General features: G+C 55.5%; 37 protein-coding genes. 1 reads left to right on the plus strand and 36 read right to left on the minus strand.

Features of this window, described 5'->3' with window-relative positions:
- Positions 1-113: 113 nt before the first annotated feature.
- Together IB254_RS27890 and IB254_RS27895 are read right to left on the minus strand one after the other, a co-directional pair.
- Complete coding sequence (locus IB254_RS27890; RefSeq protein ID WP_008041307.1) at positions 114-638, minus strand: single-stranded DNA-binding protein; 525 nt, start codon at positions 636-638, stop codon at positions 114-116.
- A 9-nt stretch (positions 639-647) separates the two neighbouring features.
- Entirely contained in the window at positions 648-2,045 is a 1,398-nt protein-coding gene (locus IB254_RS27895) for an MFS transporter (protein WP_008030907.1), read from the minus strand.
- A 191-nt stretch (positions 2,046-2,236) separates the two neighbouring features.
- On the opposite strand from IB254_RS27895, the gene uvrA reads away from it, so the two are divergent.
- Positions 2,237-5,071, plus strand: coding sequence for an excinuclease ABC subunit UvrA (gene uvrA / locus IB254_RS27900; protein WP_192420658.1), 2,835 nt, complete (start codon positions 2,237-2,239; stop codon positions 5,069-5,071).
- 136 nt (positions 5,072-5,207) lie between these two features.
- Here uvrA and bfr read toward each other — a convergent pair whose 3' ends face one another.
- The 34 genes from bfr to rpsL form a co-directional block, all read right to left on the minus strand.
- Complete coding sequence (gene bfr / locus IB254_RS27905; protein WP_008030905.1) at positions 5,208-5,672, minus strand: bacterioferritin; 465 nt, start codon at positions 5,670-5,672, stop codon at positions 5,208-5,210.
- Between the two features lie 149 nt (positions 5,673-5,821).
- Positions 5,822-7,276 (minus strand): catalase, encoded by a 1,455-nt coding sequence (locus IB254_RS27910; RefSeq protein ID WP_192420659.1) that lies wholly within the window; start codon positions 7,274-7,276, stop codon positions 5,822-5,824.
- Between the two features lie 189 nt (positions 7,277-7,465).
- Positions 7,466-7,852: a 50S ribosomal protein L17 gene (gene rplQ / locus IB254_RS27915; RefSeq protein ID WP_007943777.1), complete on the minus strand. Its 387-nt coding sequence runs from the start codon at positions 7,850-7,852 to the stop codon at positions 7,466-7,468.
- A 42-nt stretch (positions 7,853-7,894) separates the two neighbouring features.
- Entirely contained in the window at positions 7,895-8,896 is a 1,002-nt protein-coding gene (locus IB254_RS27920; protein ID WP_003186012.1) for a DNA-directed RNA polymerase subunit alpha, read from the minus strand.
- A 22-nt stretch (positions 8,897-8,918) separates the two neighbouring features.
- Complete coding sequence (gene rpsD, locus IB254_RS27925) at positions 8,919-9,539, minus strand: 30S ribosomal protein S4 (RefSeq protein WP_003210056.1); 621 nt, start codon at positions 9,537-9,539, stop codon at positions 8,919-8,921.
- Between the two features lie 18 nt (positions 9,540-9,557).
- Complete coding sequence (gene rpsK, locus IB254_RS27930; RefSeq protein ID WP_002555466.1) at positions 9,558-9,947, minus strand: 30S ribosomal protein S11; 390 nt, start codon at positions 9,945-9,947, stop codon at positions 9,558-9,560.
- A gap of 30 nt (positions 9,948-9,977) precedes the next feature.
- Positions 9,978-10,334 (minus strand): 30S ribosomal protein S13, encoded by a 357-nt coding sequence (gene rpsM / locus IB254_RS27935; protein ID WP_003186020.1) that lies wholly within the window; start codon positions 10,332-10,334, stop codon positions 9,978-9,980.
- Between the two features lie 130 nt (positions 10,335-10,464).
- Complete coding sequence (gene rpmJ / locus IB254_RS27940) at positions 10,465-10,581, minus strand: 50S ribosomal protein L36 (protein ID WP_002555468.1); 117 nt, start codon at positions 10,579-10,581, stop codon at positions 10,465-10,467.
- Positions 10,582-10,608: 27 nt separating this feature from the next.
- Positions 10,609-11,937: a preprotein translocase subunit SecY gene (gene secY / locus IB254_RS27945; RefSeq protein WP_003228718.1), complete on the minus strand. Its 1,329-nt coding sequence runs from the start codon at positions 11,935-11,937 to the stop codon at positions 10,609-10,611.
- Positions 11,938-12,375, minus strand: coding sequence for a 50S ribosomal protein L15 (gene rplO, locus IB254_RS27950; protein WP_007896782.1), 438 nt, complete (start codon positions 12,373-12,375; stop codon positions 11,938-11,940).
- 3 nt (positions 12,376-12,378) lie between these two features.
- Positions 12,379-12,555 carry a 50S ribosomal protein L30 gene (gene rpmD, locus IB254_RS27955; RefSeq protein ID WP_003186033.1) on the minus strand — a complete coding sequence of 59 codons (177 nt, stop codon included), beginning with the start codon at positions 12,553-12,555 and terminating at the stop codon, positions 12,379-12,381.
- Positions 12,556-12,557: 2 nt separating this feature from the next.
- Positions 12,558-13,058, minus strand: coding sequence for a 30S ribosomal protein S5 (gene rpsE, locus IB254_RS27960; protein ID WP_007943782.1), 501 nt, complete (start codon positions 13,056-13,058; stop codon positions 12,558-12,560).
- 3 nt (positions 13,059-13,061) lie between these two features.
- Positions 13,062-13,412: a 50S ribosomal protein L18 gene (gene rplR, locus IB254_RS27965; RefSeq protein WP_003186037.1), complete on the minus strand. Its 351-nt coding sequence runs from the start codon at positions 13,410-13,412 to the stop codon at positions 13,062-13,064.
- 10 nt (positions 13,413-13,422) lie between these two features.
- Complete coding sequence (rplF, locus tag IB254_RS27970) at positions 13,423-13,956, minus strand: 50S ribosomal protein L6 (RefSeq protein WP_003176412.1); 534 nt, start codon at positions 13,954-13,956, stop codon at positions 13,423-13,425.
- Between the two features lie 12 nt (positions 13,957-13,968).
- Positions 13,969-14,361, minus strand: coding sequence for a 30S ribosomal protein S8 (gene rpsH, locus IB254_RS27975; protein ID WP_003186040.1), 393 nt, complete (start codon positions 14,359-14,361; stop codon positions 13,969-13,971).
- A 210-nt stretch (positions 14,362-14,571) separates the two neighbouring features.
- The gene (rpsN, locus tag IB254_RS27980; RefSeq protein ID WP_003176414.1) at positions 14,572-14,877 is read right to left on the minus strand and encodes a 30S ribosomal protein S14; all 306 of its coding nucleotides are present in this window, start codon (positions 14,875-14,877) and stop codon (positions 14,572-14,574) included.
- A gap of 13 nt (positions 14,878-14,890) precedes the next feature.
- Entirely contained in the window at positions 14,891-15,430 is a 540-nt protein-coding gene (gene rplE / locus IB254_RS27985) for a 50S ribosomal protein L5 (RefSeq protein ID WP_003176415.1), read from the minus strand.
- A 22-nt stretch (positions 15,431-15,452) separates the two neighbouring features.
- Positions 15,453-15,767 (minus strand): 50S ribosomal protein L24, encoded by a 315-nt coding sequence (rplX, locus tag IB254_RS27990; RefSeq protein WP_003176416.1) that lies wholly within the window; start codon positions 15,765-15,767, stop codon positions 15,453-15,455.
- Between the two features lie 11 nt (positions 15,768-15,778).
- Positions 15,779-16,147 carry a 50S ribosomal protein L14 gene (gene rplN, locus IB254_RS27995; protein WP_002555479.1) on the minus strand — a complete coding sequence of 123 codons (369 nt, stop codon included), beginning with the start codon at positions 16,145-16,147 and terminating at the stop codon, positions 15,779-15,781.
- A gap of 23 nt (positions 16,148-16,170) precedes the next feature.
- Positions 16,171-16,437, minus strand: coding sequence for a 30S ribosomal protein S17 (rpsQ, locus tag IB254_RS28000; RefSeq protein ID WP_003176419.1), 267 nt, complete (start codon positions 16,435-16,437; stop codon positions 16,171-16,173).
- Positions 16,438-16,439: 2 nt separating this feature from the next.
- Positions 16,440-16,631, minus strand: coding sequence for a 50S ribosomal protein L29 (rpmC, locus tag IB254_RS28005; RefSeq protein WP_008030901.1), 192 nt, complete (start codon positions 16,629-16,631; stop codon positions 16,440-16,442).
- A complete protein-coding gene (rplP, locus tag IB254_RS28010; RefSeq protein WP_008030899.1) occupies positions 16,631-17,044 on the minus strand; it encodes a 50S ribosomal protein L16 in 414 nt (137 codons plus the stop codon). Before rplP ends, rpmC begins: the two co-directional genes overlap by 1 nt.
- 12 nt (positions 17,045-17,056) lie before the next feature.
- Complete coding sequence (gene rpsC, locus IB254_RS28015; protein WP_003176422.1) at positions 17,057-17,743, minus strand: 30S ribosomal protein S3; 687 nt, start codon at positions 17,741-17,743, stop codon at positions 17,057-17,059.
- A gap of 13 nt (positions 17,744-17,756) precedes the next feature.
- Positions 17,757-18,089, minus strand: coding sequence for a 50S ribosomal protein L22 (gene rplV / locus IB254_RS28020; RefSeq protein WP_003103908.1), 333 nt, complete (start codon positions 18,087-18,089; stop codon positions 17,757-17,759).
- An 11-nt stretch (positions 18,090-18,100) separates the two neighbouring features.
- On the minus strand, positions 18,101-18,376 hold the full coding sequence (gene rpsS, locus IB254_RS28025) for a 30S ribosomal protein S19 (RefSeq protein ID WP_002555486.1): 276 nt from the start codon (positions 18,374-18,376) through the stop codon (positions 18,101-18,103).
- A 16-nt stretch (positions 18,377-18,392) separates the two neighbouring features.
- Positions 18,393-19,217 (minus strand): 50S ribosomal protein L2, encoded by an 825-nt coding sequence (gene rplB, locus IB254_RS28030; RefSeq protein ID WP_008030897.1) that lies wholly within the window; start codon positions 19,215-19,217, stop codon positions 18,393-18,395.
- Between the two features lie 14 nt (positions 19,218-19,231).
- Positions 19,232-19,531: a 50S ribosomal protein L23 gene (rplW, locus tag IB254_RS28035; RefSeq protein WP_002555488.1), complete on the minus strand. Its 300-nt coding sequence runs from the start codon at positions 19,529-19,531 to the stop codon at positions 19,232-19,234.
- Positions 19,528-20,130 carry a 50S ribosomal protein L4 gene (rplD, locus tag IB254_RS28040; protein ID WP_003228735.1) on the minus strand — a complete coding sequence of 201 codons (603 nt, stop codon included), beginning with the start codon at positions 20,128-20,130 and terminating at the stop codon, positions 19,528-19,530. The genes rplW and rplD overlap by 4 nt, the downstream gene beginning before the upstream one ends.
- 12 nt (positions 20,131-20,142) lie before the next feature.
- Positions 20,143-20,778 carry a 50S ribosomal protein L3 gene (gene rplC / locus IB254_RS28045; RefSeq protein ID WP_003186059.1) on the minus strand — a complete coding sequence of 212 codons (636 nt, stop codon included), beginning with the start codon at positions 20,776-20,778 and terminating at the stop codon, positions 20,143-20,145.
- A gap of 80 nt (positions 20,779-20,858) precedes the next feature.
- Entirely contained in the window at positions 20,859-21,170 is a 312-nt protein-coding gene (gene rpsJ / locus IB254_RS28050; RefSeq protein ID WP_003186070.1) for a 30S ribosomal protein S10, read from the minus strand.
- Between the two features lie 156 nt (positions 21,171-21,326).
- The gene (gene tuf / locus IB254_RS28055; RefSeq protein ID WP_150634595.1) at positions 21,327-22,520 is read right to left on the minus strand and encodes an elongation factor Tu; all 1,194 of its coding nucleotides are present in this window, start codon (positions 22,518-22,520) and stop codon (positions 21,327-21,329) included.
- 30 nt (positions 22,521-22,550) lie between these two features.
- Positions 22,551-24,656 carry an elongation factor G gene (gene fusA, locus IB254_RS28060; RefSeq protein ID WP_008030893.1) on the minus strand — a complete coding sequence of 702 codons (2,106 nt, stop codon included), beginning with the start codon at positions 24,654-24,656 and terminating at the stop codon, positions 22,551-22,553.
- Between the two features lie 30 nt (positions 24,657-24,686).
- A complete protein-coding gene (rpsG, locus tag IB254_RS28065) occupies positions 24,687-25,157 on the minus strand; it encodes a 30S ribosomal protein S7 (RefSeq protein WP_002555493.1) in 471 nt (156 codons plus the stop codon).
- A 119-nt stretch (positions 25,158-25,276) separates the two neighbouring features.
- A complete protein-coding gene (rpsL, locus tag IB254_RS28070) occupies positions 25,277-25,648 on the minus strand; it encodes a 30S ribosomal protein S12 (protein WP_002555494.1) in 372 nt (123 codons plus the stop codon).
- Positions 25,649-25,820: the final 172 nt, after the last annotated feature.

Consider the following 25,820-nt stretch of genomic DNA (forward strand, 5'->3'; position numbering starts at 1 on the left):
CCATCGCCAGCAAGCTGGATCCTACAAATCGTGTGCAAAAGAAAACCCCCGACCAGTCCAGAGGACCGATCGGGGGTTTCGAGGCTAAACCTTACAAAGGCCTAAGCCATATCCTAGAACGGGATATCGTCATCAAAGCTGTCGAAATCCGGAGCCGGCTGAGGAGCAGCCTGCTGTGGAGCCGGACGCGACTGTTGCGGTGCCGACTGCTGCGGACGCGGCGCCTGCTGCTGGCGTGGAGCCGGAGCGGACTGCTGGTAGTTGTTGCCCCCGCCTTGTTGGTCGCCCTGCTGTGGACGGCCGCCCAGCAGCTGCATGGTGCCTTGCATGTCGACCACGATTTCAGTGGTGTAACGCTTGATACCGTCTTTTTCCCACTCGCGGGTCTGCAGTTTGCCTTCGATGTAAACCTGCGAACCTTTACGCAGGTATTCGCCGGCGATTTCCGCCACTTTGCCGAACATCGACACACGGTGCCATTCGGTCTTCTCGACCTTCTGACCGGTCTGCTTGTCGGTCCACTGTTCGCTGGTCGCCAGACTCAGGTTGGTCACGGCGTTACCGTTAGGCAAGTAGCGAACTTCGGGATCCTGGCCGCAAGTGCCGACCAATATGACTTTGTTAACCCCACGGGCCATAACGTTCTCCTAGGCTACGCACGCTGCCTCGGGCGGGTTGTTCACCAGACGCTCGAGGGTAGTGCGATCCAATAGTTCTGTGTCCAATTTGATGTAAATCGCTGCTTCATCAGCAACGATTACCGCATCTGTTACCCCTACGACGGCCTTCAGGCGCTCAACCAGACCCGCTTCGCGGATCGCCTCGGGCGACAACGGCAAGCGCAGGCTCGTGACATAAGGTGGTTCGCGCATGGTAACAGCAAAGGCCAGCCAGAGGGCAGCCAGGCCGGCGCATCCGAGGAAGACAACCGACAGACCGCCATGCTGGAACATCCAGCCGCCGAGGATCCCGCCCAGTGCCGATCCGAGGAACTGACTGGTGGAATAAACCCCCATCGCCGTGCCCTTGCCGCCCGCCGGTGAAACCTTGCTGATCAGCGATGGCAACGAAGCTTCCAGCAAGTTGAACGCGGTAAAGAACACCACCGTCCCGATCACCAGAGCCCGCAAGCTATCGCCGAACTGCCAGAAGAATAGCTCAGTGAGCATCAGCGTCAGCACTGCGCCCAATAAAACTCGTTTCATTTTGCGTTTCTTCTCGCCGTAGATAATGAACGGGATCATGGCGAAGAAGGAAATCAGCAGCGCGGTCAGGTAGACCCACCAGTGCTGCTCTTTGGGCAGCCCGGCTTTTTCGACCAGGGCCAGCGGCAATGCAACGAAGCTCGACATCAACATCGCGTGCAACACAAATATACCCAGATCCAGGCGAAGCAGGTCCGGGTGCTTGAGCGTCGGCATCAGTGCCTGACGCGCGACGCCGGACTCACGGTGCTGCAACGGCCCGGTGGAGCGCGGCACCATGAACATCACGATCACGATACCCACCAGCGCCATGCCACCGGTGGCGAGGAACAACCCGGACAGGCCGAAGGCGCGAGTCAGCAAAGGCCCTACCACCATGGCGACCGCGAACGACAGACCAATCGTCATGCCGATCATGGCCATGGCTTTGGTCCGATGCTGTTCGCGGGTCAGGTCTGACAGCAACGCCATCACAGCTGCGGAAATCGCCCCGGCGCCTTGCAGGATTCGTCCGGCGATAACGCCCCAGATCGAGTCAGCGTTGGCCGCCAGCACACTGCCGAGGGCGAACACGATCAGCCCCAGGTAAATCACCGGGCGGCGCCCGATGCGGTCGGAAATGAAGCCGAACGGAATCTGAAATATCGCCTGGGTCAGGCCGTAAGCGCCAATCGCCAGCCCGATGAGGGCCGGGGTCGCTCCTGCCAGATCCATCCCATAGGTCGCCAGTACCGGCAACACCATGAACATGCCAAGCATACGGAACGCGAACACAAGGGCCAGACCGCTTGCTGCGCGGGTCTCACTGCCACTCATGCGTTCGCTGTGGGGATCGTGCATGGAAAAACCTCATGTGAACCGGCGGCGATTCTACCAGTCCCATCGATTGACAGGGTATATCGCGACGCTTTGACGCGTTCCGCTGACAGACTCTTCATGTACGACAGTAAACCACTCGTTTGATAGTGTGCATCCATCCAGTATTTGGCCGTATACTCCTACGTTTTCGACGCCCGCCGAGCGAGGCCACTTTGGACAAGATCCTGATTCGTGGGGCCCGAACCCACAACCTGAAGAACATCGACCTGACCCTGCCACGGGACAAACTGATCGTCATCACCGGCTTGTCCGGATCCGGCAAATCGTCCCTGGCGTTCGACACGCTGTACGCCGAAGGCCAGCGCCGCTATGTCGAGTCGCTGTCGGCCTATGCCCGGCAGTTTTTGTCGATGATGGAAAAGCCTGACGTCGACACCATTGAAGGCTTGTCGCCAGCCATTTCCATCGAACAGAAGTCGACCTCGCACAACCCGCGTTCGACGGTCGGCACCATTACCGAAATCTACGACTACCTGCGCCTGCTCTACGCTCGCGTCGGTATTCCGCGCTGCCCGGATCACGACATTCCGCTGGAAGCGCAGACCGTCAGCCAGATGGTCGACCTGGTCCTCGCCCAACCGGAGGGCAGCAAACTGATGCTGCTGGCGCCGGTGATTCGCGAGCGCAAAGGCGAACACCTTTCGGTCTTCGAAGAACTGCGCGCCCAGGGCTTTGTCCGGGCCCGGGTCAACGGCAGGATCTGCGAACTGGACGAACTGCCGAAGCTGGACAAGCAGAAGAAGCATTCGATTGACGTCATCGTCGACCGCTTCAAGGTCCGCGCCGATCTGCAACAGCGTCTGGCCGAATCCTTCGAGACCGCGCTGAAACTGGCGGATGGCATTGCCCTGGTCGCACCGATGGACGACGAACCCGGCGAAGAGATGATCTTCTCCGCGCGCTTCGCCTGCCCGATCTGCGGTCACGCGATCAGCGAGCTGGAACCCAAGCTGTTCTCCTTCAACAACCCGGCCGGCGCCTGCCCGACGTGCGATGGTCTGGGCGTGAAGCAATTCTTCGACATCAAGCGACTGGTCAATGGCGAACTGACCCTGGCCGAAGGTGCGATTCGCGGCTGGGACAGGCGTAACGTCTATTACTTCCAGATGCTCGGGTCGCTGGCGGCGCACTACAAATTCAGCCTCGAAGTACCGTTCAACGAACTGCCGGCCGATCAGCAGAAATTCATCCTGCACGGCAGCGGTTCCCAGAACGTCGATTTCAAATACCTGAATGACCGTGGCGACATCGTCAAACGTTCGCACCCGTTTGAAGGCATCGTGCCAAACCTGGAACGTCGCTACCGCGAAACCGAATCGGCTTCGGTGCGTGAAGAGCTGGCCAAGTTCCTCAGCACCCAGCATTGCCCGGATTGCCGTGGCACCCGCCTGCGTCGCGAGGCGCGGCATGTCTGGGTCGGCGAGAAGACGCTGCCGGCGGTAACCAATCTGCCGATTGGCGATGCATGCGAATACTTCGGCGTGCTGAAGCTGACCGGGCGTCGCGGTGAAATTGCCGACAAGATCCTCAAGGAAATCCGCGAGCGCCTGCAGTTCCTGGTCAACGTCGGCCTCGACTATCTGTCGCTGGATCGCAGTGCCGACACGTTGTCCGGTGGCGAGGCGCAGCGGATTCGCCTGGCCAGTCAGATTGGTGCCGGTCTGGTGGGCGTTCTATACATCCTCGATGAACCGTCGATTGGTCTACACCAACGCGACAACGACCGTTTGCTCGGCACGCTCAAACATCTACGGGATATCGGCAACACGGTGATCGTGGTCGAACACGATGAAGATGCCATTCGCCTGGCTGACTATGTCGTGGATATCGGCCCGGGTGCCGGCGTGCACGGGGGGCATATCGTCGCCGAAGGTACGCCAGCGCAAGTCATGGCTCACCCTGACTCACTGACCGGCAAGTACTTGTCGGGTCGGGTGAAGATTGCTGTTCCAGCCAAACGCACACCGCGTAACAAGAAATTGTCGCTGTCCCTCAAGGGCGCTCGCGGCAACAACTTGCGCAACGTCGATCTGGAGATTCCGATTGGCCTGCTGACCTGCGTTACCGGCGTGTCCGGTTCGGGCAAGTCGACGCTGATCAACAACACGCTGTTCCCTTTGAGTGCGACGGCACTCAACGGTGCGACGACGCTTGAGGCTGCGGCTCACGACAGCATCAAAGGGCTGGAACACCTGGACAAGGTCGTCGACATCGACCAGAGCCCGATCGGCCGCACGCCACGCTCCAACCCGGCGACGTACACAGGGCTGTTCACGCCGATTCGCGAACTGTTCGCCGGCGTGCCGGAATCCCGTTCCCGCGGTTACGGGCCGGGGCGTTTCTCCTTCAACGTGAAGGGCGGACGCTGCGAAGCCTGCCAGGGCGACGGCCTGATCAAGGTTGAAATGCACTTCCTGCCGGACATCTATGTTCCGTGCGACGTCTGCAAGAGCAAGCGCTACAACCGCGAAACGCTGGAGATCAAGTACAAGGGCAAGAGCATCCACGAAACCCTCGAGATGACCATCGAGGAAGCCCGGGTGTTCTTCGACGCGGTGCCGGCACTGGCACGCAAGCTTCAGACGCTGATGGATGTCGGCCTGTCGTACATCAAGCTGGGGCAATCGGCGACCACGCTGTCTGGTGGTGAAGCGCAGCGAGTGAAATTGTCCCGCGAGCTGTCCAAGCGCGATACCGGCAAGACGCTGTACATCCTCGATGAGCCAACCACCGGTTTGCACTTCGCGGATATTCAGCAACTGCTCGACGTGCTGCATCGACTGCGCGACCACGGCAACACCGTGGTGGTGATCGAGCACAATCTGGACGTGATCAAGACCGCTGACTGGTTGGTGGATCTGGGGCCGGAAGGTGGTTCCAAAGGCGGGCAGATCATTGCCGTCGGTACGCCGGAAGAAGTCTCCGAGATGAAGCAGTCTCACACCGGTTTCTATCTCAAACCGCTGCTGGCTCGCGACAGGGACTGAATCAAGCCCATGAAAAAGCCCCTGTCACTTTGTCGGTGACAGGGGCTTTTTCGTTGACACTGTAGGAGCACAGCTTGCTGGCGATGGCGATATCAAGGAAGCCTTCGCCAGCAAGCTGTGCTCCTACGGTTCAATGTCAGGTGTGAGATTGCAGGTAATTTTCCAGACCGATCAACTTGATAAGCCCCAACTGCTTCTCGAGCCAGTAGGTGTGGTCTTCTTCGGTGTCGTTCAGTTGAATGCGCAGCATCTCGCGGCTGACGTAGTCTTTGTGCTGCTCGCAGAGTTCGATACCCTTGCAGAGTGCGGCGCGGACTTTGTATTCCAGTCGCAGGTCGGCAGCGAGCATGTCAGGAACCGTGGTGCCGACATCAAGATCGTCCGGACGCATGCGTGGCGTGCCTTCGAGCATCAGGATTCGGCGCATCAGCGCATCGGCGTGCCCCGCTTCCTCTTCCATCTCGTGGTTGATTCGTTCGTAGAGCTTGGTGAATCCCCAGTCCTCATACATCCGCGAGTGAACGAAATATTGATCACGCGCGGCCAGTTCGCCGGTCAGCAACGTGTTGAGGTAATCGATTACGTCTGGGTGGCCTTGCATCGCCCTACATCTCCCTGCTTGAAAGTCTGTAGTTTGAACCACAGCGACTGTTTGGTCACTTGGTTTGCGCGATAAAAGCGAAGATATTCTGAGAAAAGTAGTTTAAATAGCGCAAAAACCGCCCTAATGAGGGCGGTTCTGTTTCTCGTTTAGACTTCGTTAATCTGTACGTTGAGCGCCTTTGCGATTGCGTCTCCATAAGCCGGGTCGGCCTTGAAGAAATGCTGCAATTGGCGATCCACTACATCAGCGGAGACCCCTGCCATCGCGCCCGCAATATTGTTGGTCAGCAGGTTTTTCTGCTCATCACTCATCAAACGGAACAACGCACCTGCGTGGCTGTAGTAGTCCGTGTCTTCGCGATGATCGTAACGATCAGCCGCACCGCTCAATGCCAAAGCAGGCTCAGCATAACGAGGCGCCTGTTTTGGCGACTCTACGTAACTGTTCGGCTCGTAGTTCGGCGCTGCACCGCCATTGCTGCCAAACGCCATGGAGCCATCACGCTGGTAGCTGTTGACCGGGCTGCGCGGCGCATTCACCGGCAGTTGCTGATGGTTGGTACCAACACGGTAGCGGTGCGCATCGGCGTAAGCGAACACTCGCCCTTGCAGCATGCGGTCTGGCGACAGGCCGACACCTGGCACCATATTGCTCGGACCGAACGCCGCTTGTTCAACTTCCGCGAAGTAGTTCTGCGGATTGCGGTTGAGCTCGAGCTCACCCACTTCGATCAGTGGGAACTCTTTCTGCGACCAGGTCTTGGTCACATCGAAAGGGTTCTCGTAATGCGCCGCAGCCTGGGCCTCGGTCATGATCTGAATGCACACACGCCATTTTGGAAAGTCGCCACGCTCAATCGCTTCGAACAAGTCGCGCTGTGCGTAATCCGGATCAGTGCCCGCCAGGCGAGCAGCTTCTGCCGGTGCCAGGTTCTTGATCCCTTGCTGGGTCTTGTAATGCCACTTCACCCAGTGACGCTCGCCGCTGGCACTGATCAGGCTGTAGGTGTGGCTGCCGAAGCCGTGCATGTGACGGTAGCCGTCAGGGATGCCACGGTCCGAAAACAGGATGGTGACCTGGTGCAGCGCCTCAGGCGAGTGCGACCAGAAGTCCCACATCATCTGCGCACTTTTCAGGTTGCTTTGCGGCAGGCGTTTTTGGGTGTGGATAAAGTCCGGAAACTTGAGCGGATCGCGAATGAAGAACACTGGAGTGTTGTTGCCAACGATGTCCCAGTTACCTTCCTCGGTATAGAACTTCAGGGCGAAGCCACGTGGATCGCGCTCTGTGTCAGCCGAGCCGCGCTCACCGCCCACGGTGGAAAACCGCAGAAACGTTGGGGTCTGCTTGCCGACGGATTCGAACAGCTTGGCGCTGGTGTACTCAGTGATGTCGCGCGTCACGGTGAACGTACCGTAAGCACCCGAGCCCTTGGCGTGTACGCGGCGCTCAGGAATGTTTTCACGGTTGAAGTGGGCAAGCTTCTCGATCAGGTGGAAGTCGTCGAGCAGCAACGGGCCGCGAGGGCCGGCGGAGCGGGAATTCTGGTTGTCGGCGACAGGAGCGCCACTGGCGGTGGTAAGTATTTTATTTTGGCTCATGCGATCTCTTCCTCTGTCAGTCTTGAACTGCCGGCTAATCGGCTGAGAGGGAGTATTGATCACCAACGTTACACCTACAAATTCATTAACTTGTAAGTGTCGATAGAAAATTACTAACGAAGAGCCTACTTTTCAGACGCCCACAAAAAACCGGGCACTAGGCCCGGTTCTTCGTTTCAGACTGACGTCTTACTCAGCGGATACAGCTTCACCGCCGGTAGCACGATCAACCAACTCGACGTACGCCATAGGCGCGTTGTCGCCAGTGCGGAAGCCGCACTTGAGGATGCGCAGGTAGCCACCCTCACGGGTAGCGTAACGCTTGCCCAAGTCGTTGAAGAGCTTACCAACGATAGCTTTCGAACGAGTACGGTCGAAAGCCAGACGGCGGTTAGCCAGGCTGTCTGTCTTGGCCAAAGTGATCAGCGGCTCAGCAACGCGACGCAGTTCTTTAGCTTTCGGCAGTGTAGTTTTGATCAGCTCGTGCTCGAACAGCGACACTGCCATGTTTTGGAACATGGCCTTGCGGTGCGAGCTAGTGCGGCTCAGGTGACGACCACTTTTACGATGACGCATGGTTCATTCCTTACCAAACACGACGTTCGGTGATTACGACGATCAGGCAGTCGCCTTGTCGTCCTTCTTAAGACTTGCAGGCGGCCAGTTGTCGAGGCGCATGCCGAGGGACAGACCGCGGGAGGCCAGAACGTCCTTGATTTCAGTCAAGGATTTCTTGCCAAGGTTCGGAGTCTTCAACAGCTCTACTTCGGTACGCTGAATCAGGTCACCGATGTAGTAGATGTTTTCCGCCTTAAGGCAGTTAGCCGAACGTACAGTCAGTTCCAGATCGTCAACCGGGCGAAGCAGGATCGGATCGATCTCGTCTTCCTGCTCGACAACCACTGGCTCACTGTCACCTTTGAGGTCGACGAACGCAGCCAACTGCTGTTGCAGAATGGTTGCAGCGCGACGGATAGCCTCTTCAGGATCCAGAGTACCGTTGGTTTCCAGATCAATAACCAGCTTGTCCAGGTTAGTACGCTGTTCGACACGGGCGTTTTCCACCACGTATGCGATACGGCGAACCGGGCTGAACGAAGAGTCAAGCTGCAAGCGACCGATGCTGCGGCTTTCGTCTTCATCGCTCTGACGCGAGTCTGCCGGTTCATAACCACGACCACGAGCTACGGTGAGCTTCATGTTCAGGGCGCCGTTAGACGCCAGGTTAGCGATTACGTGATCGGGGTTAACGATCTCGACATCATGATCCAGCTGAATATCGGCAGCGGTAACCACCCCCGAACCCTTCTTCGACAAGGTCAGCGTAACTTCGTCACGACCGTGCAGCTTGATAGCCAGACCTTTAAGGTTCAACAGGATTTCAATTACGTCTTCCTGTACGCCTTCGATTGCGCTGTACTCATGGAGTACACCGTCAATCTCGGCCTCGACTACTGCACAGCCGGGCATTGAGGACAACAGGATGCGGCGCAGCGCGTTGCCCAGGGTGTGGCCGAAACCACGCTCGAGAGGCTCGAGAGTGATCTTGGCGCGGGTTGGACTGACAACCTGCACATCAATATGGCGGGGTGTCAGGAACTCATTTACCGAAATCTGCATGGATGCACCTATTTTCTAGCCCTTACTTGGAGTAGAGCTCGACAATCAGGCTTTCGTTGATGTCGGCGGACAGATCACTGCGAGCTGGAACGTTCTTGAAAACGCCCGACTTCTTCTCAGTGTCTACTTCTACCCATTCTACGCGGCCACGTTGGGCACACAGATCGAGAGCTTGGACAATGCGAAGTTGGTTCTTTGCTTTCTCGCGAATCGCGACCACGTCACCAGCACGAACCTGGTAAGACGGTACGTTTACGGTCTGGCCGTTAACGCTGACGGATTTGTGCGATACCAGCTGACGGGATTCGGCACGAGTAGAGCCAAAACCCATACGGTATACAACGTTGTCCAGACGGCATTCGAGCAGTTGCAGCAGGTTTTCACCGGTTGCACCTTTCTTGCCAGCAGCTTCTTTGTAGTAGCCGCTGAATTGACGCTCGAGAACGCCGTAGATACGACGGACCTTCTGCTTTTCACGCAGTTGGGTGCCGTAATCGGACTGGCGACCGCGGCGTTGGCCGTGGATACCAGGTGCTGCTTCAATGTTGCACTTCGATTCGATCGCGCGCACGCCGCTCTTCAGAAAGAGATCGGTGCCTTCGCGACGAGCGAGTTTGCATTTTGGACCAATGTAACGAGCCATTCTTTACAATCTCCTGGATTACACGCGGCGCTTCTTCGGCGGACGGCACCCGTTGTGCGGGATTGGCGTCACGTCGGTGATGCTGGCGATCTTGTAGCCACAGCCGTTCAAAGCGCGGACTGCAGATTCACGACCTGGGCCTGGACCTTTGACGTTAACGTCGAGGTTTTTCAGACCGTATTCCAGCGCAGCTTGGCCAGCACGTTCAGCAGCTACTTGAGCAGCAAACGGGGTGGACTTGCGGGAACCGCGGAAACCCGAACCACCGGAGGTAGCCCAGGAAAGAGCGTTGCCTTGACGGTCGGTGATGGTCACGATTGTGTTGTTAAAAGAAGCATGGATGTGGGCGATGCCATCAACCACTGTCTTTTTAACTTTTTTACGAGGACGAGCAGCAGGTTTAGCCATGATTAATTTCCTGTCGATTCGCTGGGGCGATTACTTGCGGATCGGCTTACGCGGACCTTTACGGGTACGCGCGTTAGTCTTGGTACGCTGACCGCGTACTGGAAGACCACGACGATGACGCAGACCGCGATAGCAACCGAGGTCCATCAAACGCTTGATTTTCATGTTGATTTCGCGACGCAGGTCACCTTCAGTGGTGAACTTCGCCACTTCGCCACGCAGCTGTTCAATCTGCTCGTCGCTCAGATCCTTGATCTTTGCGGCTGGGTTTACCCCAGTCACTGCACAGATCTTCTGTGCAGTAGTGCGACCAACACCATAGATGTAGGTCAGCGAGATAACAGTATGCTTGTTATCTGGAATGTTAACGCCTGCAATACGGGCCATTCAGTGGGACTCCAATTGACAGCTACCTACGCCCCGGAAGCCAAGAAATAGGGCGCGAGATAATATCGCTGTAATAACAAATAATCAACCCGGTAGCGCACTAGCTACCGGGCTTGAAGCACAATCACACTCAGCCTTGGCGCTGTTTGTGACGCGGTTCCGCGCTGCAAATTACTCGAACAACACCTTCGCGGCGAATAATCTTGCAGTTACGGCACAGCTTTTTCACCGATGCACGAACTTTCATCACCAACTCCTCGAACCTTATGGGTACTCAGCGCAACATGCCGCTGCCGTAACCCTTCAGGTTGGCTTTCTTCATCAGGGATTCGTACTGGTGCGAAACGAGGTGCGATTGTACTTGGGACATGAAGTCCATCACAACCACGACGACGATCAGCAACGAGGTCCCGCCAAGGTAGAACGGTACGTTTGCCGCAACCACCAGGAACTGGGGAAGCAGACACACGGCCGTCATGTAAAGAGCACCGAACATGGTCAAGCGAGTCAGAACGCCATCAATGTAGCGCGCAGACTGCTCACCTGGACGGATGCCCGGAATAAAGGCACCGGACTTCTTCAGGTTTTCCGCTACGTCTTTCGGATTGAACATCAACGCCGTATAGAAGAAGCAGAAGAAAATAATCCCTGCACTAAACAGCAGAATATTCAACGGCTGACCAGGAGCGATCGACTGCGAGATGTCCTGCAACCAGCCCATACCTTCAGACTGGCCGAACCAGGCACCCAACGAAGCCGGGAACAGCAAAATGCTGCTCGCGAAAATGGCCGGAATAACACCGGCCATGTTCACCTTCAGCGGCAAGTGGCTAGTCTGCGCAGCGAAGACCTTACGGCCCTGCTGACGCTTGGCGTAGTGAACAGCAATACGACGCTGACCACGCTCAATGAACACCACGAAACCGATAATCGCTACTGCCAGCAAACCGATGGCAACCAGGGCGAAGATGTTGATATCACCCTGACGTGCAGACTCGAAAGACTGCCCGATCGCTCTCGGAAGACCGGCGACGATACCCGAAAAAATCAACATCGAGATACCGTTGCCAACACCACGCTCAGTAATCTGCTCACCCAGCCACATCATGAACATCGCACCAGCCACAAACGTGGATACCGCGACGAAATGGAAGCCAAAGTCACCAGTGAACGCAACGCCCTGCCCTGCCAGACCAATGGACATGCCAATTGCCTGAACAAGAGCGAGGACGACAGTGCCGTAGCGGGTGTACTGGCTGATCTTGCGACGGCCAGCTTCACCTTCCTTCTTCAACTGCTCCAGCTGCGGGCTGACGGCGGTCATCAGCTGCATGATGATCGATGCCGAAATGTACGGCATGATCCCCAATGCAAAGATGCTCATCCGCTCCAGCGCGCCGCCGGAAAACATGTTGAACAAGCTAAGAATGGTCCCCTCATTCTGTCGAAACAGGTCCGCGAGTCGGTCCGGGTTGATACCTGGAACCGGGATGTGTGCGCCTATTCGGTAGACGATAATCGCCAGGAACAGAAAACGCAGACGAGCCCAGAGTTCAGACATACCGCCTTTGCCGAGCGCAGAGAGAGCACCTTGCTTAGCCATTTATTCCTCGAACTTGCCGCCAGCTGCTTCGATAGCCGCACGCGCACCTTTGGTGGCGCCGATTCCCTTTCCGATGGTAACAGCGCGAGTCACTTCACCGGACAGCATGATTTTCACACGCTGTACGTTGACGTTGATCACGTTGGCATCTTTCAAGGACTGCACGGTGACGATGTCGCCTTCCACTTTAGCCAGCTCGGACAAACGCACTTCTGCGCGATCCATGGCTTTCAGGGAAACGAAACCGAACTTCGGCAGGCGACGATGCAGCGGCTGTTGACCGCCTTCAAAGCCTGGAGCAATGGTGCCACCGGAGCGGGAGGATTGACCTTTGTGGCCACGGCCACCGGTCTTACCCAAACCACTACCGATACCACGGCCCGGACGATGCTTTTCGCGACGGGAACCCGGCGCTGGACTCAGATCATTGAGTTTCATCGATTAACCCTCGACACGCAGCATGTAGTAAGCCTTGTTGATCATCCCGCGATTCTCGGGAGTATCAAGTACTTCTACAGTGTGACCGATGCGACGCAGACCCAGACCCTTAACGCACAGTTTGTGGTTAGGGATGCGGCCGGTCATGCTTTTGATCAGCGTAACTTTAACGGTAGCCATGATCAGAAGATCTCCTTGACGCTTTTGCCACGCTTGGCGGCAATGGATTCAGGAGACTGCATAGCTTTCAAACCTTTGAAAGTGGCGTGAACCACGTTTACCGGGTTAGTCGAGCCGTAGCACTTGGCCAGAACGTTCTGAACGCCAGCAACTTCGAGGACAGCACGCATAGCGCCGCCAGCGATGATACCGGTACCTTCAGAAGCAGGCTGCATGTACACCTTCGAAGCGCCGTGACCGGACTTCATTGCGTACTGCAGAGTGGTGCCGTTCAGGTCAACTTGGATCATGTTGCGGCGAGCAGCTTCCATTGCCTTCTGGATCGCAGCAGGCACTTCACGTGACTTGCCACGGCCGAAGCCAACACGCCCTTTACCGTCACCAACCACGGTCAACGCGGTGAAAGTGAAGATACGGCCGCCTTTAACGGTTTTGGCTACGCGGTTAACTTGAACCAGCTTCTCGATGTAGCCTTCGTCGCGCTTTTGGTCGTTATTTGACATAACTTAGAACTCCAGCCCAGCTTCACGAGCAGCATCAGCCAGCGCCTTGACGCGGCCGTGGTACTTGAAGCCAGAGCGGTCGAAAGCCACCTGCGAGACGCCAGCGGCTTTAGCACGCGTAGCGACCAGCTGGCCAACCTTAGTGGCCGCGTCGATGTTGCCAGTGGCGCCATCACGCAGTTCTTTATCCAAAGTCGAGGCAGATGCCAGGACTTTGTTGCCGTCGGCCGAAATGACCTGGGCGTAGATGTGCTGCGACGAGCGGAACACGCAGAGACGCACGACTTCGAGTTCGTGCATTTTCAGGCGTGCTTTGCGAGCGCGACGCAGTCGAGTAACTTTTTTGTCGGTCATTTGCTATGCCCTACTTCTTCTTGGCTTCTTTACGACGGACGACTTCGTCCGCGTAGCGCACACCTTTGCCTTTGTACGGCTCTGGTGGACGGAAGTCGCGGATCTCGGCGGCCACTTGACCTACCAGCTGCTTATCGATGCCCTTGATCAGGATATCGGTCTGGCTAGGAGTCTCAGCGGTGATGCCTTCCGGCAGTTCATAATCCACTGGGTGCGAGAAGCCAAGAGCCAGGTTCAGCACTGTGCCTTTTGCTTGCGCTTTGTAACCAACACCGACCAGCTGGAGCTTACGCTCGAAGCCTTGGCTTACGCCTTGGACCATGTTGTTTACCAACGCACGAGTGGTACCAGCCATTGCGCGAGTTTGTTGATCGCCATTGCGAGCAGCAAAACGCAGCTCACCAGCTTCTTCAACGATCTCAACGGACGAATGGATGTTCAGTTCGAGAGTACCCTTGGCACCCTTCACCGAAAGCTGTTGGCCTGCGAATTTGACTTCGACGCCGGCTGGCAGCTTAACGGGGTTCTTAGCGACGCGTGACATGCTTATCCCCCCTTAGAACACAGTGCAAAGAACTTCGCCGCCGACACCGGCAGCGCGCGCAGCACGATCCGTCATCACACCTTTGTTGGTGGAGACGATAGACACACCGAGACCGCCACGAACTTTTGGCAGATCATCGACGGACTTGTACTGACGCAGGCCTGGACGGCTAACGCGCTTCACTTCCTCGATGACCGGACGGCCTTCGAAGTACTTCAGCTCGATGGACAGCAGTGGCTTGATTTCGCTGCTGATCTGATAACCCGCAATGTAACCTTCGTCCTTCAGGACTTTGGCAACAGCTACCTTCAAAGTAGAAGATGGCATGCTTACGACGGACTTTTCAGCCATCTGGGCATTACGGATTCGAGTTAGCATGTCCGCTAACGGGTCCTGCATACTCATGGGCTAGACGCTCCTAATACACAAAAAATTAGCCTTGCGGCTACTACGTGTCGCCGAGGACATCCGTGCGAAAAAAGCACGGGCTCAGGCGAGCCGGGTATTCTAGACACACCCCACAAATGAATCAAGCCCCAAAAGGGGCTTGATTCAAGTTCAAGGTCACCGGCGGTCAGGATCTTGCGAACCTGGACGCCGAGACTTTGATAGTGCTTACCAGCTGGCTTTAACCAGACCAGGTACGTCACCACGCATTGCAGCTTCACGCAGTTTGTTACGGCCGAGGCCGAACTTGCGGTAAACGCCGTGTGGACGACCGGTCAGGCGGCAGCGGTTACGCATGCGCGAAGCGCTTGCGTCACGTGGCTGCTTTTGCAGAGCTACTGTAGCTTCCCAACGCGCTTCTGGACTTGCGTTCAGATCAACGATGATTGCTTTCAGTGCTGCACGCTTTTTGGCGTACTTGGCAACCGTGAGCTGACGCTTCAGCTCGCGGTTTTTCATGCTCATCTTGGCCATTTTCCTACTCCAATCAGTTGCGGAACGGGAATTTGAAAGCACGCAACAGGGCGCGACCTTCATCATCGTTCTTGGCAGTGGTGGTCAGGGTAATGTCCAGACCGCGGAGAGCATCGATCTTGTCGTAGTCGATTTCCGGGAAGATGATCTGCTCTTTAACGCCCATGCTGTAGTTACCACGACCATCGAAGGACTTGGCATTCAGGCCGCGGAAGTCGCGAACCCGAGGCAGGGAGATCGACAGCAGACGATCCAGGAACTCGTACATACGCTCACGGCGCAGGGTCACTTTGACGCCGATCGGCCAACCTTCACGGACTTTAAAGCCAGCGATGGATTTCCGAGCGTAAGTCACAACGACTTTCTGGCCGGTGATCTTTTCCAGGTCGGCAACAGCGTGCTCGATGACTTTTTTGTCACCGACTGCTTCGCCCAGACCCATGTTCAGGGTGATTTTGGTAACGCGTGGAACTTCCATCACGTTCGAAAGCTTAAGTTCTTCCTTAAGCTTCGGTGCGATTTCTTTCCAGTAAATCTCTTTTAGTCGTGCCATGGTCTCATCTACCTAGCAGTGTTCAAGCATCAACCGCTTTTTGGGTCGACTTGAAGACACGAATTTTCTTGCCGTCTTCTACTTTGAAACCAACGCGATCAGCCTTGTTGGTTTCGCCGTTGAAAATGGCTACGTTAGAAGCATCCAGCGGAGCTTCTTTCTCGACGATACCGCCTTGTACGCCCGACATCGGGTTAGGCTTGGTATGACGCTTGACCAGGTTCAGACCACCGATAACCAGACGGTTATTAGCGAGAACCTTAAGCACCTTACCGCGCTTACCTTTGTCTTTGCCGGCGATCACGATGATCTCGTCGTCACGACGAATCTTTTGCATGTCGGATCTCCTTACAGCACTTCTGGGGCGAGCGAGACGATCTTCATGAACTTCTCAGTACGAAGTTCACGGGTCACTGGCCCAAAGATACGGGTGCCGATCGGCTCTTGCTTGTTGTTCAGAAGAACAGCAGCGTTGCCATCAAAGCGGATAATGGAGCCATCAGCACGACGAACGCCGTGACGAGTGCGGACTACAACAGCAGTCATCACTTGGCCTTTTTTCACTTTACCGCGAGGAATTGCTTCCTTCACGGTAACTTTGATGATGTCACCGATACCAGCGTAACGACGATGGGAGCCACCCAGCACCTTGATGCACATAACGCGGCGAGCGCCGCTGTTATCGGCCACATCGAGCATGGATTGAGTCTGAATCATATAATTTCTCCGACCCCTAGTCCTTAGACTTCCACAGCGCGTTCGAGAACATCAACCAGCGCCCAAGACTTGGTCTTGGCCAAAGGACGAGTTTCACGAATAGTGACTTTGTCGCCGATGTGGCACTGATTGGTTTCGTCGTGCGCGTGCAGCTTAGTCGAACGCTTAACGTATTTACCGTAGATCGGGTGCTTAACGCGACGCTCGATCAGAACGGTGATGGTCTTGTCCATTTTGTCGCTGACAACACGGCCAGTCAGCGTACGGACGGTTTTTTCGGCTTCAGCCATGATTACTTACCTGCCTGCTGTTTGAGCACAGTCTTCACGCGAGCGATGTCACGCTTAACTTGCCGGAGCAGGTGAGACTGCCCCAACTGGCCAGTTGCTTTCTGCATGCGCAGATTGAACTGGTCGCGCAGCAGGCCGAGCAGTTGCTCGTTAAGCTGCGGCGCGTCTTTTTCACGAAGTTCGTTCGCTTTCATCACATCACCGTCCGTTTAACGAAGGCAGTGGCGAGCGGCAGCTTTGCAGCAGCCAGGGCAAATGCCTCACGCGCCAGCTCTTCAGAAACACCCTCGATTTCATACAGGACTTTGCCTGGCTGAATCTGGGCAACCCAGTATTCCACGCTACCTTTACCTTTACCCATCCGAACTTCGAGTGGCTTCTTGGAAATAGGCTTGTCCGGGAATACACGGATCCAGATCTTGCCGCCACGTTTAACGTGACGGGTCAGAGCACGACGCGCTGACTCGATCTGACGAGCGGTGAGACGACCACGAGCTACAGACTTCAGCGCGAACTCGCCGAAGCTGACTTTGCTACCGCGCAATGCCAGGCCACGGTTGTGACCAGTCATCTGCTTGCGGAACTTCGTACGCTTTGGTTGCAACATTTGGCGTACCCCTTACTTAGCAGCTTTTTTACGAGGCGCTGGTGCTTGTGGTTTCAGTTCTTCTTGGCGACCACCAATTACTTCGCCTTTGAAGATCCAAACCTTTACACCGATCACACCGTAAGTGGTGTGAGCTTCGTAGTTGGCATAGTCGATGTCGGCACGCAGGGTGTGCAGTGGCACACGACCTTCGCGATACCATTCAGTACGTGCGATTTCAGCACCGCCGAGACGACCGCTCACTTGGATTTTGATGCCTTTGGCACCAATGCGCATGGCGTTCTGTACAGCGCGCTTCATAGCGCGACGGAACATTACGCGACGCTCCAGCTGCTGAGCTACGCTCTGCGCAACCAACATACCGTCGAGTTCCGGCTTGCGGATTTCTTCGATATTGATGTGCACAGGCACACCCATTTGCTTGGTCAGGTCCTGACGCAGTTTCTCAACATCTTCACCTTTCTTCCCGATAACGATACCTGGACGAGCGGTGTGGATGGTGATACGTGCAGTTTGGGCCGGACGATGGATATCGATACGGCTTACGGACGCGCTTTTTAGTTTGTCTTGGAGATACTCACGCACCTTCAGATCAGCGAACAAATAGTCCGCATAAGTCCGACCGTCTGCGTACCAGACGGAGGTGTGCTCCTTGACGATTCCCAGGCGAATGCCAATGGGATGTACTTTCTGACCCATCTCTTCGACTCCGTTACTTGTCAGCAACCTTGACAGTGATATGGCAAGACCGCTTGACGATGCGATCAGCACGGCCTTTGGCACGTGGCATGATTCGCTTCAGCGAACGCCCTTCGTTGACGAAAACGGTGCTGACTTTAAGGTCATCAACGTCTGCGCCTTCGTTATGCTCGGCGTTGGCTACGGCCGACTCCAGCACTTTCTTCATGATCTCGGCGGCTTTCTTACTGCTGAAAGCCAACAAGTTGAGCGCTTCGCCCACCTTCTTCCCGCGGATCTGGTCGGCGACCAAGCGGGCTTTCTGGGCGGAGATTCGAGCGCCCGACAACTTAGCGGCTACTTCCATTTCCTAACCCCTTAACGCTTGGCTTTCTTGTCAGCCACGTGCCCACGATAAGTGCGGGTACCGGCGAACTCGCCCAGTTTGTGGCCGACCATGTCTTCGTTCACGAGAACTGGCACATGTTGACGACCGTTGTGTACTGCGATGGTCAGACCGACCATTTGTGGCAGGATCATCGAACGGCGCGACCAGGTTTTAACTGGTTTGCGATCGTTCTTTTCCGCCGCCACTTCGATCTTCTTCAGTAGGTGAAGATCGATAAAAGGACCTTTTTTCAGAGAACGTGGCACTGTCGTATCCCTCTATTTACTTGCGACGACGGACGATCATTTTGTCGGTACGCTTATTACCACGAGTCTTCGCGCCCTTAGTCGGGAAGCCCCATGGCGATACCGGATGACGACCACCAGAGGTACGACCTTCACCACCACCATGTGGGTGGTCAACCGGGTTCATGGCAACACCACGAACGGTTGGGCGAACGCCACGCCAGCGTTTGGCACCAGCTTTACCCAGCGAACGCAGGCTGTGCTCGGAGTTCGAGACTTCGCCCAGGGTCGCGCGGCATTCAGCCAGCACTTTACGCATCTCACCAGAACGCAGACGCAGGGTCACATAGACACCTTCACGAGCGATCAGCTGAGCCGAAGCACCAGCGGAACGAGCGATTTGCGCGCCTTTACCTGGCTTCAATTCGATGCCGTGTACGGTACTACCAACTGGAATGCTGCGCAGTTGCAACTGGTTGCCCGGCTTGATCGGAGCCAAAGCACCCGAAATCAGCTGGTCACCAGCGTTCACGCCTTTAGGGGCGATGATGTAACGGCGTTCGCCGTCTGCGTACAACATAAGAGCAATGTGAGCAGTACGGTTTGGATCGTATTCGATACGCTCGACAGTGGCTGGAATGCCATCTTTGTCGTTGCGACGGAAATCGACCAGACGATAATGCTGCTTATGGCCACCACCGATGTGACGAGTGGTAATACGACCATTGTTGTTACGACCACCAGACTTCGATTTCTTCTCGAGCAGCGGTGCGTGAGGAGCGCCTTTATGCAGCTCCTGGTTGACCACCTTGACCACATGACGGCGGCCAGGGGAAGTCGGTTTGCATTTAACGATTGCCATGATGCACCCCTTCCTTACTCAGCACTGCTGCTGAAATCGAGATCTTGGCCTGGCTGAAGGGAGATAACTGCCTTCTTCCAGTCATTACGCTTGCCCAGACCGCGAGCAGTGCGCTTGCTCTTACCCAGAACATTCAGGGTAGTAACACGCTCTACTTTCACGCTGAACAGGCTTTCGACGGCCTTCTTGATTTCCAGCTTGGTTGCGTCAGTGGCAACCTTGAAAACGAACTGGCCTTTCTTGTCTGCCAGAACCGTAGCCTTCTCGGAAACGTGCGGGCCAAGCAGAACTTTAAATACGCGTTCCTGGTTCATCCCAGCAGCTCCTCGAATTTCTTCACGGCCGACACGGTGATCAACACCTTGTCGTATGCGATCAGACTAACTGGATCGGAACCTTGCACATCACGTACATCTACGTGCGGCAGGTTGCGAGCAGCCAGGTACAGGTTCTGATCAACAGCGTCAGACACGATCAGAACGTCGGTCAGGCTCATGTTGTTCAGTTTGCCCAGCAGGTCTTTGGTTTTCGGCGTTTCAACGGCGAAATCCTGAACCACGACCAGACGATCAGTACGCACCAGCTCAGCAAGGATGGAACGCATTGCTGCGCGATACATCTTCTTGTTCAGCTTCTGGGAGTGATCCTGAGGACGAGCTGCGAAAGTGGTACCGCCGCCACGCCAGATTGGGCTACGGATAGTACCGGCACGAGCACGGCCAGTACCTTTCTGACGCCATGGGCGCTTACCGCCACCACGAACGTCGGAACGGGTCTTTTGCTGCTTGCTACCTTGACGGCCGCCGGCCATGTAGGCCACGACTGCTTGGTGAACCAGCGTCTCGTTGAATTCGCCGCCAAATGTCAGTTCGGAAACTTCGATCGCTTGAGCGTCATTTACATTTAATTGCATGTCAGCTTCCCCTTAACCGCGAGCCTTGGCTGCTGGACGTACAACCAAGTTGCCGCCAGTAGCGCCAGGAACAGCGCCCTTGACCAACAACAGATTGCGTTCAGCGTCCACGCGCACTACTTCGAGGGACTGCACGGTCACGCGCTCAGCGCCCATATGACCGGACATTTTTTTGCCCTTGAATACACGACCAGGAGTCTGGCACTGGCCGATAGAGCCTGGAACGCGGTGGGACACGGAGTTACCGTGGGTATTATCTTGCCCGCGGAAGTTCCAACGCTTGATCGTACCCTGGAAGCCTTTACCTTTGGACTGACCGGTTACATCAACCAGTTGACCAGCGGCGAAGATTTCAGCGTTGATCAGATCGCCGGCCTGGTACTCGCCTTCTTCAAGACGGAATTCCATTACGGTACGACCAGCGGCAACGTTCGCTTTAGCGAAGTGGCCAGCCTGAGCAGCTGTAACACGCGAAGCACGACGCTCGCCTACAGTGACTTGCACTGCACGATAGCCATCGGTCTCTTCAGTTTTGAACTGGGTGACGCGATTCGGCTCGATCTCAATGACCGTGACCGGAATGGAGACACCTTCTTCGGTGAAAATACGGGTCATACCGCATTTACGACCGACTACACCAATAGTCATGTTGTAAACCTCATGAGTGTACGGGGCTTTCACCCGCTATGGCCGCCCATTTCAGAGCGTTACACGACTAAGACCGAGTCTTAGCCGAGGCTGATCTGCACTTCCACACCGGCCGCAAGATCAAGCTTCATAAGAGCATCAACGGTTTTATCCGTTGGCTGGACGATGTCCAGAACGCGCTTATGAGTACGGATCTCGTACTGGTCACGCGCGTCTTTGTTGACGTGCGGGGAGACCAGAACGGTGAACCGCTCTTTACGGGTAGGCAGTGGAATTGGACCACGCACTTGAGCACCAGTACGTTTCGCGGTTTCCACGATTTCCTGGGTGGATTGGTCGATCAGGCGATGGTCAAAAGCCTTCAACCTGATACGGATTTGCTGATTTTGCATTGGATTTCAGACTCCGGCTGCTATTCCCACCGGGCGCAATACGCCCGTTAAAAGGAGGCGCAATTCTATAGACGCCCCAGATAGGTGTCAACCCAATAAAAAAGCCCCCGCTAAGCGGGGGCTTTTTCAACTCATCAAAGCTTACTCAAAAAGAGCTTACTCGATGATTTTGGCTACGACGCCAGCGCCGACGGTACGACCGCCTTCACGGATAGCGAAACGCAGACCGTCTTCCATTGCGATGGTTTTGATCAGGGTAACAGTCATTTGAATGTTGTCACCTGGCATTACCATTTCAACGCCTTCTGGCAGCTCGCAGTTACCAGTCACGTCAGTAGTACGGAAGTAGAACTGTGGACGGTAGCCTTTGAAGAACGGAGTATGACGACCGCCTTCTTCCTTGCTCAGAACGTAAACTTCTGCGGTGAACTTGGTGTGCGGCTTAACCGAACCTGGCTTAACCAGAACCTGGCCACGCTCAACGTCGTCACGCTTGGTACCACGCAGCAGAACGCCGCAGTTCTCGCCAGCACGACCTTCGTCGAGCAGTTTGCGGAACATTTCAACACCGGTGCAGGTGGTGACGGTGGTGTCACGCAGACCAACGATTTCCAGCGGATCTTGAACGCGAACGATACCGCGCTCGATACGACCAGTCACAACAGTACCGCGACCCGAGATCGAGAATACGTCTTCGATTGGCATCAGGAACGGCTTGTCGGTCAGACGAACTGGCTCTGGGATGTAGCTGTCCAGAGTTTCCACCAGCTTCTTAACAGCAGTGGTACCCATTTCGTTGTCGTCAAGACCTTCAAGAGCCATACGAGCAGAACCGATGATGATCGGAGTGTCGTCGCCCGGGAAGTCGTAGGTGCTCAGCAGATCGCGCACTTCCATCTCAACCAGTTCCAGCAGCTCAGCGTCGTCTACCAGGTCAGCCTTGTTCAGGAAAACCACGATGTACGGAACGCCTACCTGACGGGACAGCAGGATGTGCTCACGGGTTTGTGGCATCGGACCATCAGCGGCCGAGCAAACCAGGATTGCGCCGTCCATCTGTGCAGCACCGGTGATCATGTTCTTCACATAGTCAGCGTGACCTGGGCAGTCAACGTGAGCGTAGTGACGGATCTTCGAGTTGTACTCAACGTGCGCGGTGTTGATGGTGATACCACGAGCCTTTTCTTCTGGAGCGCTGTCGATCTTGTCGAAAGCAACAACAGCCGAACCGAAAACTTCGGAGCAGACGCGAGTCAGAGCAGCAGTCAGAGTGGTTTTACCATGGTCAACGTGACCGATGGTGCCAACGTTGACGTGCGGAAGGGAACGATCAAATTTTTCTTTAGCCACGACAATTAACTCCTAGCCTAAAGGACTGAATCAGCCTTGTTTTTTGGTTACAGTTTCGACGATGTGCGACGGAGCTGTATTGTATTTTTTGAATTCCATAGAGTAGCTTGCGCGACCTTGGGACATGGAACGAACGTCGGTCGCATAACCGAACATCTCACCCAACGGAACCTCGGCACGAATTACTTTACCGGAAACCGTATCTTCCATACCCAGGATCATGCCGCGACGACGGTTAAGGTCGCCCATCACGTCACCCATATAGTCTTCAGGTGTAACAACCTCTACAGCCATGATCGGCTCAAGCAACTCACCACCGCCCTTCTGGGCCAGTTGCTTGGTCGCCATGGAAGCAGCCACCTTAAACGCCATCTCGTTCGAGTCGACGTCATGGTAGGAACCATCAAACACGGTAGCCTTCAGGCCGATCAGCGGATAGCCGGCAACAACGCCGTTCTTCATCTGCTCTTCGATACCCTTCTGGATAGCCGGGATGTATTCCTTAGGAACCACACCACCCACTACTTCGTTCAGGAATTGCAGACCTTCCTGACCTTCGTCAGCAGGAGCAAAACGAATCCAGCAATGACCGAACTGGCCACGACCGCCGGACTGACGAACGAACTTGCCTTCAATTTCGCAGCTCTTCGTGATGCGCTCACGGTACGAAACTTGAGGCTTACCGATGTTGGCTTCGACGTTGAACTCACGGCGCATCCGGTCAACCAGGATGTCCAGGTGCAACTCGCCCATGCCGGAGATGATCGTTTGACCAGTCTCTTCATCAGTCTTGACGCGGAAAGACGGGTCTTCCTGAGCAAGCTTGCCCAGAGCGATACCCATTTTTTCCTGGTCGTCCTTGGTCTTAGGCTCTACGGCAACCGAAATAACCGGCTCCGGGAAGTCCATGCGAACCAGGATGATTGGCTTGTCAGCGTTGCACAAAGTCTCACCAGTGGTGACGTCCTTCATGCCGATCAAGGCCGCGATGTCACCAGCGCGAACTTCCTTGATCTCTTCGCGGGCGTTTGCGTGCATTTGCACCATACGACCCACACGCTCTTTCTTGCCTTTAACCGAGTTGATCACGCCGTCGCCGGAGGCCAACACGCCCGAGTAAACTCGAACAAAGGTCAAGGTACCCACGAACGGGTCGGTAGCGATCTTGAACGCCAGAGCCGAGAACGGCTCGCTGTCGTCTGCGTGACGCTCCATTTCCTTGGTCTCGTCATCCGGGTCAGTACCCTTGATGGCAGGAATGTCGGTAGGAGCAGGCAGGTAGTCGATAACGGCGTCGAGAACCAGGGGAACGCCCTTGTTCTTGAAGGAAGAACCGCAAACAGCCAGAACGATCTCGCCAGCAATAGTACGCTGACGCAGAGCGGCCTTGATTTCCGCGTTGGTGAGTTCTTCACCTTCGAGGTACTTGTTCATCAGCTCTTCGCTGGCTTCGGCCGCAGCTTCAATCATGTTGCTGCGCCACTCGTCAGCCAATTCCTGCAATTCAGCAGGGATAGGCTCGCGACGTGGAGTCATGCCTTTGTCAGCGTCATTCCAGTAAACAGCTTCCATGGACATCAGATCGATCTGACCCTGGAAGTTGTCTTCGGAACCGATAGCCAACTGGATTGGCACCGGAGTGTGACCCAGACGCTGCTTGATCTGACCGATCACGCGCAGGAAGTTTGCACCAGCACGGTCCATCTTGTTTACGTAAACAAGACGTGGAACGCCGTACTTGTTGGCCTGACGCCATACGGTTTCCGACTGAGGCTCAACACCCGAGGTACCGCAGAACACAACGACCGCGCCGTCGAGAACACGCAGGGAACGCTCAACTTCAATAGTGAAGTCAACGTGGCCCGGGGTGTCGATGACGTTGAAGCGATACTGATCTTTGTGCTGCTTCTCGGAACCCTGCCAGAAGGCGGTAATAGCAGCAGAAGTAATGGTAATACCACGCTCCTGCTCCTGCACCATCCAGTCTGTGGTCGCGGCGCCGTCATGCACCTCGCCCATTTTGTGACTTTTGCCAGTGTAAAAAAGGACGCGCTCGGTGGTGGTGGTTTTACCAGCATCCACGTGAGCAACGATACCAATGTTACGGTAGCGATTAATCGGTGTAGTACGAGCCATAAAGCCCTCGCAAAATTAGTGACGCTAAAATTAGAAGCGGTAGTGCGAGAAAGCCTTGTTGGCTTCAGCCATACGGTGCACGTCTTCACGCTTCTTAACTGCAGCACCTTTGCCTTCAGCAGCGTCCAACAGTTCGCCAGCCAAACGCAGAGCCATAGACTTCTCGCCGCGCTTACGGGCGAAGTCTACCAACCAGCGCATTGCCAGAGCGTTACGACGGGACGGACGAACTTCGACCGGAACCTGGTAAGTAGCACCGCCTACACGGCGCGACTTTACTTCGACCAGCGGAGCGATGGCGTCGAGAGCTTTCTCGAAGATTTCCAGGGGGTCGCTGTTCTTGCGTTCTTTAACCTTCTCCAGCGCGCCATAAACGATACGCTCGGCAACGGCTTTCTTGCCGCTTTCCATCACGTGGTTCATGAACTTGGCCAGGATTTGGCTTCCGTATTTTGGATCGTCAAGCACTTCGCGCTTGGCTGCTACGCGTCTTCTTGGCATGGATAAGCCCTCAAACGGTCTTCAGGTTCGCTCGGAATCGGTGCCCTTTCGGGACGCCTCCGACCTTACTCTTATCGACTCAGAAAAATAGATGATTCAGTTTTTACAAAAAGCCACTACTACTTAGGCTTCTTGGTACCGTACTTCGAACGACCTTGGTTACGACCTTTAACGCCGGAAGTATCCAAAGAGCCGCGAACGGTGTGGTAACGAACACCTGGCAAGTCTTTTACACGACCGCCGCGGATCAGTACCACGCTGTGCTCTTGCAGGTTGTGGCCTTCACCGCCGATGTACGAGGAAACCTCGAAACCGTTGGTCAGACGCACACGGCATACTTTACGCAGTGCCGAGTTAGGTTTTTTCGGCGTGGTGGTATACACACGGGTGCATACGCCACGACGTTGCGGGCAGTTCTGCAGCGCAGGCACGTCGGATTTCTCGACGATACGCTTACGCGGCTGACGTACCAGCTGGTTGATAGTTGCCATCTACTAGCTCCACTGTTGTCTTGCGACGCTATTGTCTTGCAAGAAAAGCAAAATGGCAGGAACGAATTCCCGCCAAATTTAGGGGTACAAGAGTCTAAAGAGGATCTTGCCCCCAGTCAAGACAAGGCCCCAACCTTCCCGCTTATCCAACCTCGACAAAATGTCTTGATTC

Origin of the sequence: Pseudomonas sp. PDM03, from assembly GCF_014852385.1 — a bacterium.
GTDB classification, from domain to species: domain Bacteria; phylum Pseudomonadota; class Gammaproteobacteria; order Pseudomonadales; family Pseudomonadaceae; genus Aquipseudomonas; species Aquipseudomonas migulae.

What these genes read in the sequence shown, in the direction of transcription:
- IB254_RS27890 (WP_008041307.1), bottom strand. Translation starts at nt 638, where the DNA reads ATGGCCCGTGGGGTTAACAAAGTCATATTGGTCGGCACTTGCGGCCAG.
- IB254_RS27895 (WP_008030907.1), bottom strand. Translation starts at nt 2,045, where the DNA reads ATGCACGATCCCCACAGCGAACGCATGAGTGGCAGTGAGACCCGCGCA.
- bfr (WP_008030905.1), bottom strand. Translation starts at nt 5,672, where the DNA reads ATGCAAGGCCACCCAGACGTAATCGATTACCTCAACACGTTGCTGACC.
- IB254_RS27910 (WP_192420659.1), bottom strand. Translation starts at nt 7,276, where the DNA reads ATGAGCCAAAATAAAATACTTACCACCGCCAGTGGCGCTCCTGTCGCC.
- rplQ (WP_007943777.1), bottom strand. Translation starts at nt 7,852, where the DNA reads ATGCGTCATCGTAAAAGTGGTCGTCACCTGAGCCGCACTAGCTCGCAC.
- IB254_RS27920 (WP_003186012.1), bottom strand. Translation starts at nt 8,896, where the DNA reads ATGCAGATTTCGGTAAATGAGTTCCTGACACCCCGCCATATTGATGTG.
- rpsD (WP_003210056.1), bottom strand. Translation starts at nt 9,539, where the DNA reads ATGGCTCGTTACATTGGTCCAAAATGCAAACTCGCTCGTCGCGAAGGC.
- rpsK (WP_002555466.1), bottom strand. Translation starts at nt 9,947, where the DNA reads ATGGCTAAACCTGCTGCTCGTCCTCGTAAAAAAGTTAAAAAGACAGTG.
- rpsM (WP_003186020.1), bottom strand. Translation starts at nt 10,334, where the DNA reads ATGGCCCGTATTGCAGGCGTTAACATTCCAGATAACAAGCATACTGTT.
- rpmJ (WP_002555468.1), bottom strand. Translation starts at nt 10,581, where the DNA reads ATGAAAGTTCGTGCATCGGTGAAAAAGCTGTGCCGTAACTGCAAGATT.
- secY (WP_003228718.1), bottom strand. Translation starts at nt 11,937, where the DNA reads ATGGCTAAGCAAGGTGCTCTCTCTGCGCTCGGCAAAGGCGGTATGTCT.
- rplO (WP_007896782.1), bottom strand. Translation starts at nt 12,375, where the DNA reads ATGAAACTCAATGATCTGAGTCCAGCGCCGGGTTCCCGTCGCGAAAAG.
- rpmD (WP_003186033.1), bottom strand. Translation starts at nt 12,555, where the DNA reads ATGGCTACCGTTAAAGTTACGCTGATCAAAAGCATGACCGGCCGCATC.
- rpsE (WP_007943782.1), bottom strand. Translation starts at nt 13,058, where the DNA reads ATGTCAAATAACGACCAAAAGCGCGACGAAGGCTACATCGAGAAGCTG.
- rplR (WP_003186037.1), bottom strand. Translation starts at nt 13,412, where the DNA reads ATGACCGACAAAAAAGTTACTCGACTGCGTCGCGCTCGCAAAGCACGC.
- rplF (WP_003176412.1), bottom strand. Translation starts at nt 13,956, where the DNA reads ATGTCACGCGTCGCTAAGAACCCCGTTAAGCTGCCAGCCGGCGTCGAA.
- rpsH (WP_003186040.1), bottom strand. Translation starts at nt 14,361, where the DNA reads ATGAGTATGCAGGACCCGTTAGCGGACATGCTAACTCGAATCCGTAAT.
- rpsN (WP_003176414.1), bottom strand. Translation starts at nt 14,877, where the DNA reads ATGGCCAAGATGAGCATGAAAAACCGCGAGCTGAAGCGTCAGCTCACG.
- rplE (WP_003176415.1), bottom strand. Translation starts at nt 15,430, where the DNA reads ATGGCACGACTAAAAGAGATTTACTGGAAAGAAATCGCACCGAAGCTT.
- rplX (WP_003176416.1), bottom strand. Translation starts at nt 15,767, where the DNA reads ATGCAAAAGATTCGTCGTGACGACGAGATCATCGTGATCGCCGGCAAA.
- rplN (WP_002555479.1), bottom strand. Translation starts at nt 16,147, where the DNA reads ATGATTCAGACTCAATCCATGCTCGATGTGGCCGATAACAGCGGCGCT.
- rpsQ (WP_003176419.1), bottom strand. Translation starts at nt 16,437, where the DNA reads ATGGCTGAAGCCGAAAAAACCGTCCGTACGCTGACTGGCCGTGTTGTC.
- rpmC (WP_008030901.1), bottom strand. Translation starts at nt 16,631, where the DNA reads ATGAAAGCGAACGAACTTCGTGAAAAAGACGCGCCGCAGCTTAACGAG.
- rplP (WP_008030899.1), bottom strand. Translation starts at nt 17,044, where the DNA reads ATGTTGCAACCAAAGCGTACGAAGTTCCGCAAGCAGATGACTGGTCAC.
- rpsC (WP_003176422.1), bottom strand. Translation starts at nt 17,743, where the DNA reads ATGGGTCAGAAAGTACATCCCATTGGCATTCGCCTGGGAATCGTCAAG.
- rplV (WP_003103908.1), bottom strand. Translation starts at nt 18,089, where the DNA reads ATGGAAGTAGCCGCTAAGTTGTCGGGCGCTCGAATCTCCGCCCAGAAA.
- rplB (WP_008030897.1), bottom strand. Translation starts at nt 19,217, where the DNA reads ATGGCAATCGTTAAATGCAAACCGACTTCCCCTGGCCGCCGTCATGTG.
- rplW (WP_002555488.1), bottom strand. Translation starts at nt 19,531, where the DNA reads ATGAACCAGGAACGCGTATTTAAAGTTCTGCTTGGCCCGCACGTTTCC.
- rplD (WP_003228735.1), bottom strand. Translation starts at nt 20,130, where the DNA reads ATGCAATTAAATGTAAATGACGCTCAAGCGATCGAAGTTTCCGAACTG.
- rplC (WP_003186059.1), bottom strand. Translation starts at nt 20,778, where the DNA reads ATGACTATTGGTGTAGTCGGTCGTAAATGCGGTATGACCCGTATTTTC.
- rpsJ (WP_003186070.1), bottom strand. Translation starts at nt 21,170, where the DNA reads ATGCAAAATCAGCAAATCCGTATCAGGTTGAAGGCTTTTGACCATCGC.
- fusA (WP_008030893.1), bottom strand. Translation starts at nt 24,656, where the DNA reads ATGGCTCGTACTACACCGATTAATCGCTACCGTAACATTGGTATCGTT.
- rpsG (WP_002555493.1), bottom strand. Translation starts at nt 25,157, where the DNA reads ATGCCAAGAAGACGCGTAGCAGCCAAGCGCGAAGTGCTTGACGATCCA.
- rpsL (WP_002555494.1), bottom strand. Translation starts at nt 25,648, where the DNA reads ATGGCAACTATCAACCAGCTGGTACGTCAGCCGCGTAAGCGTATCGTC.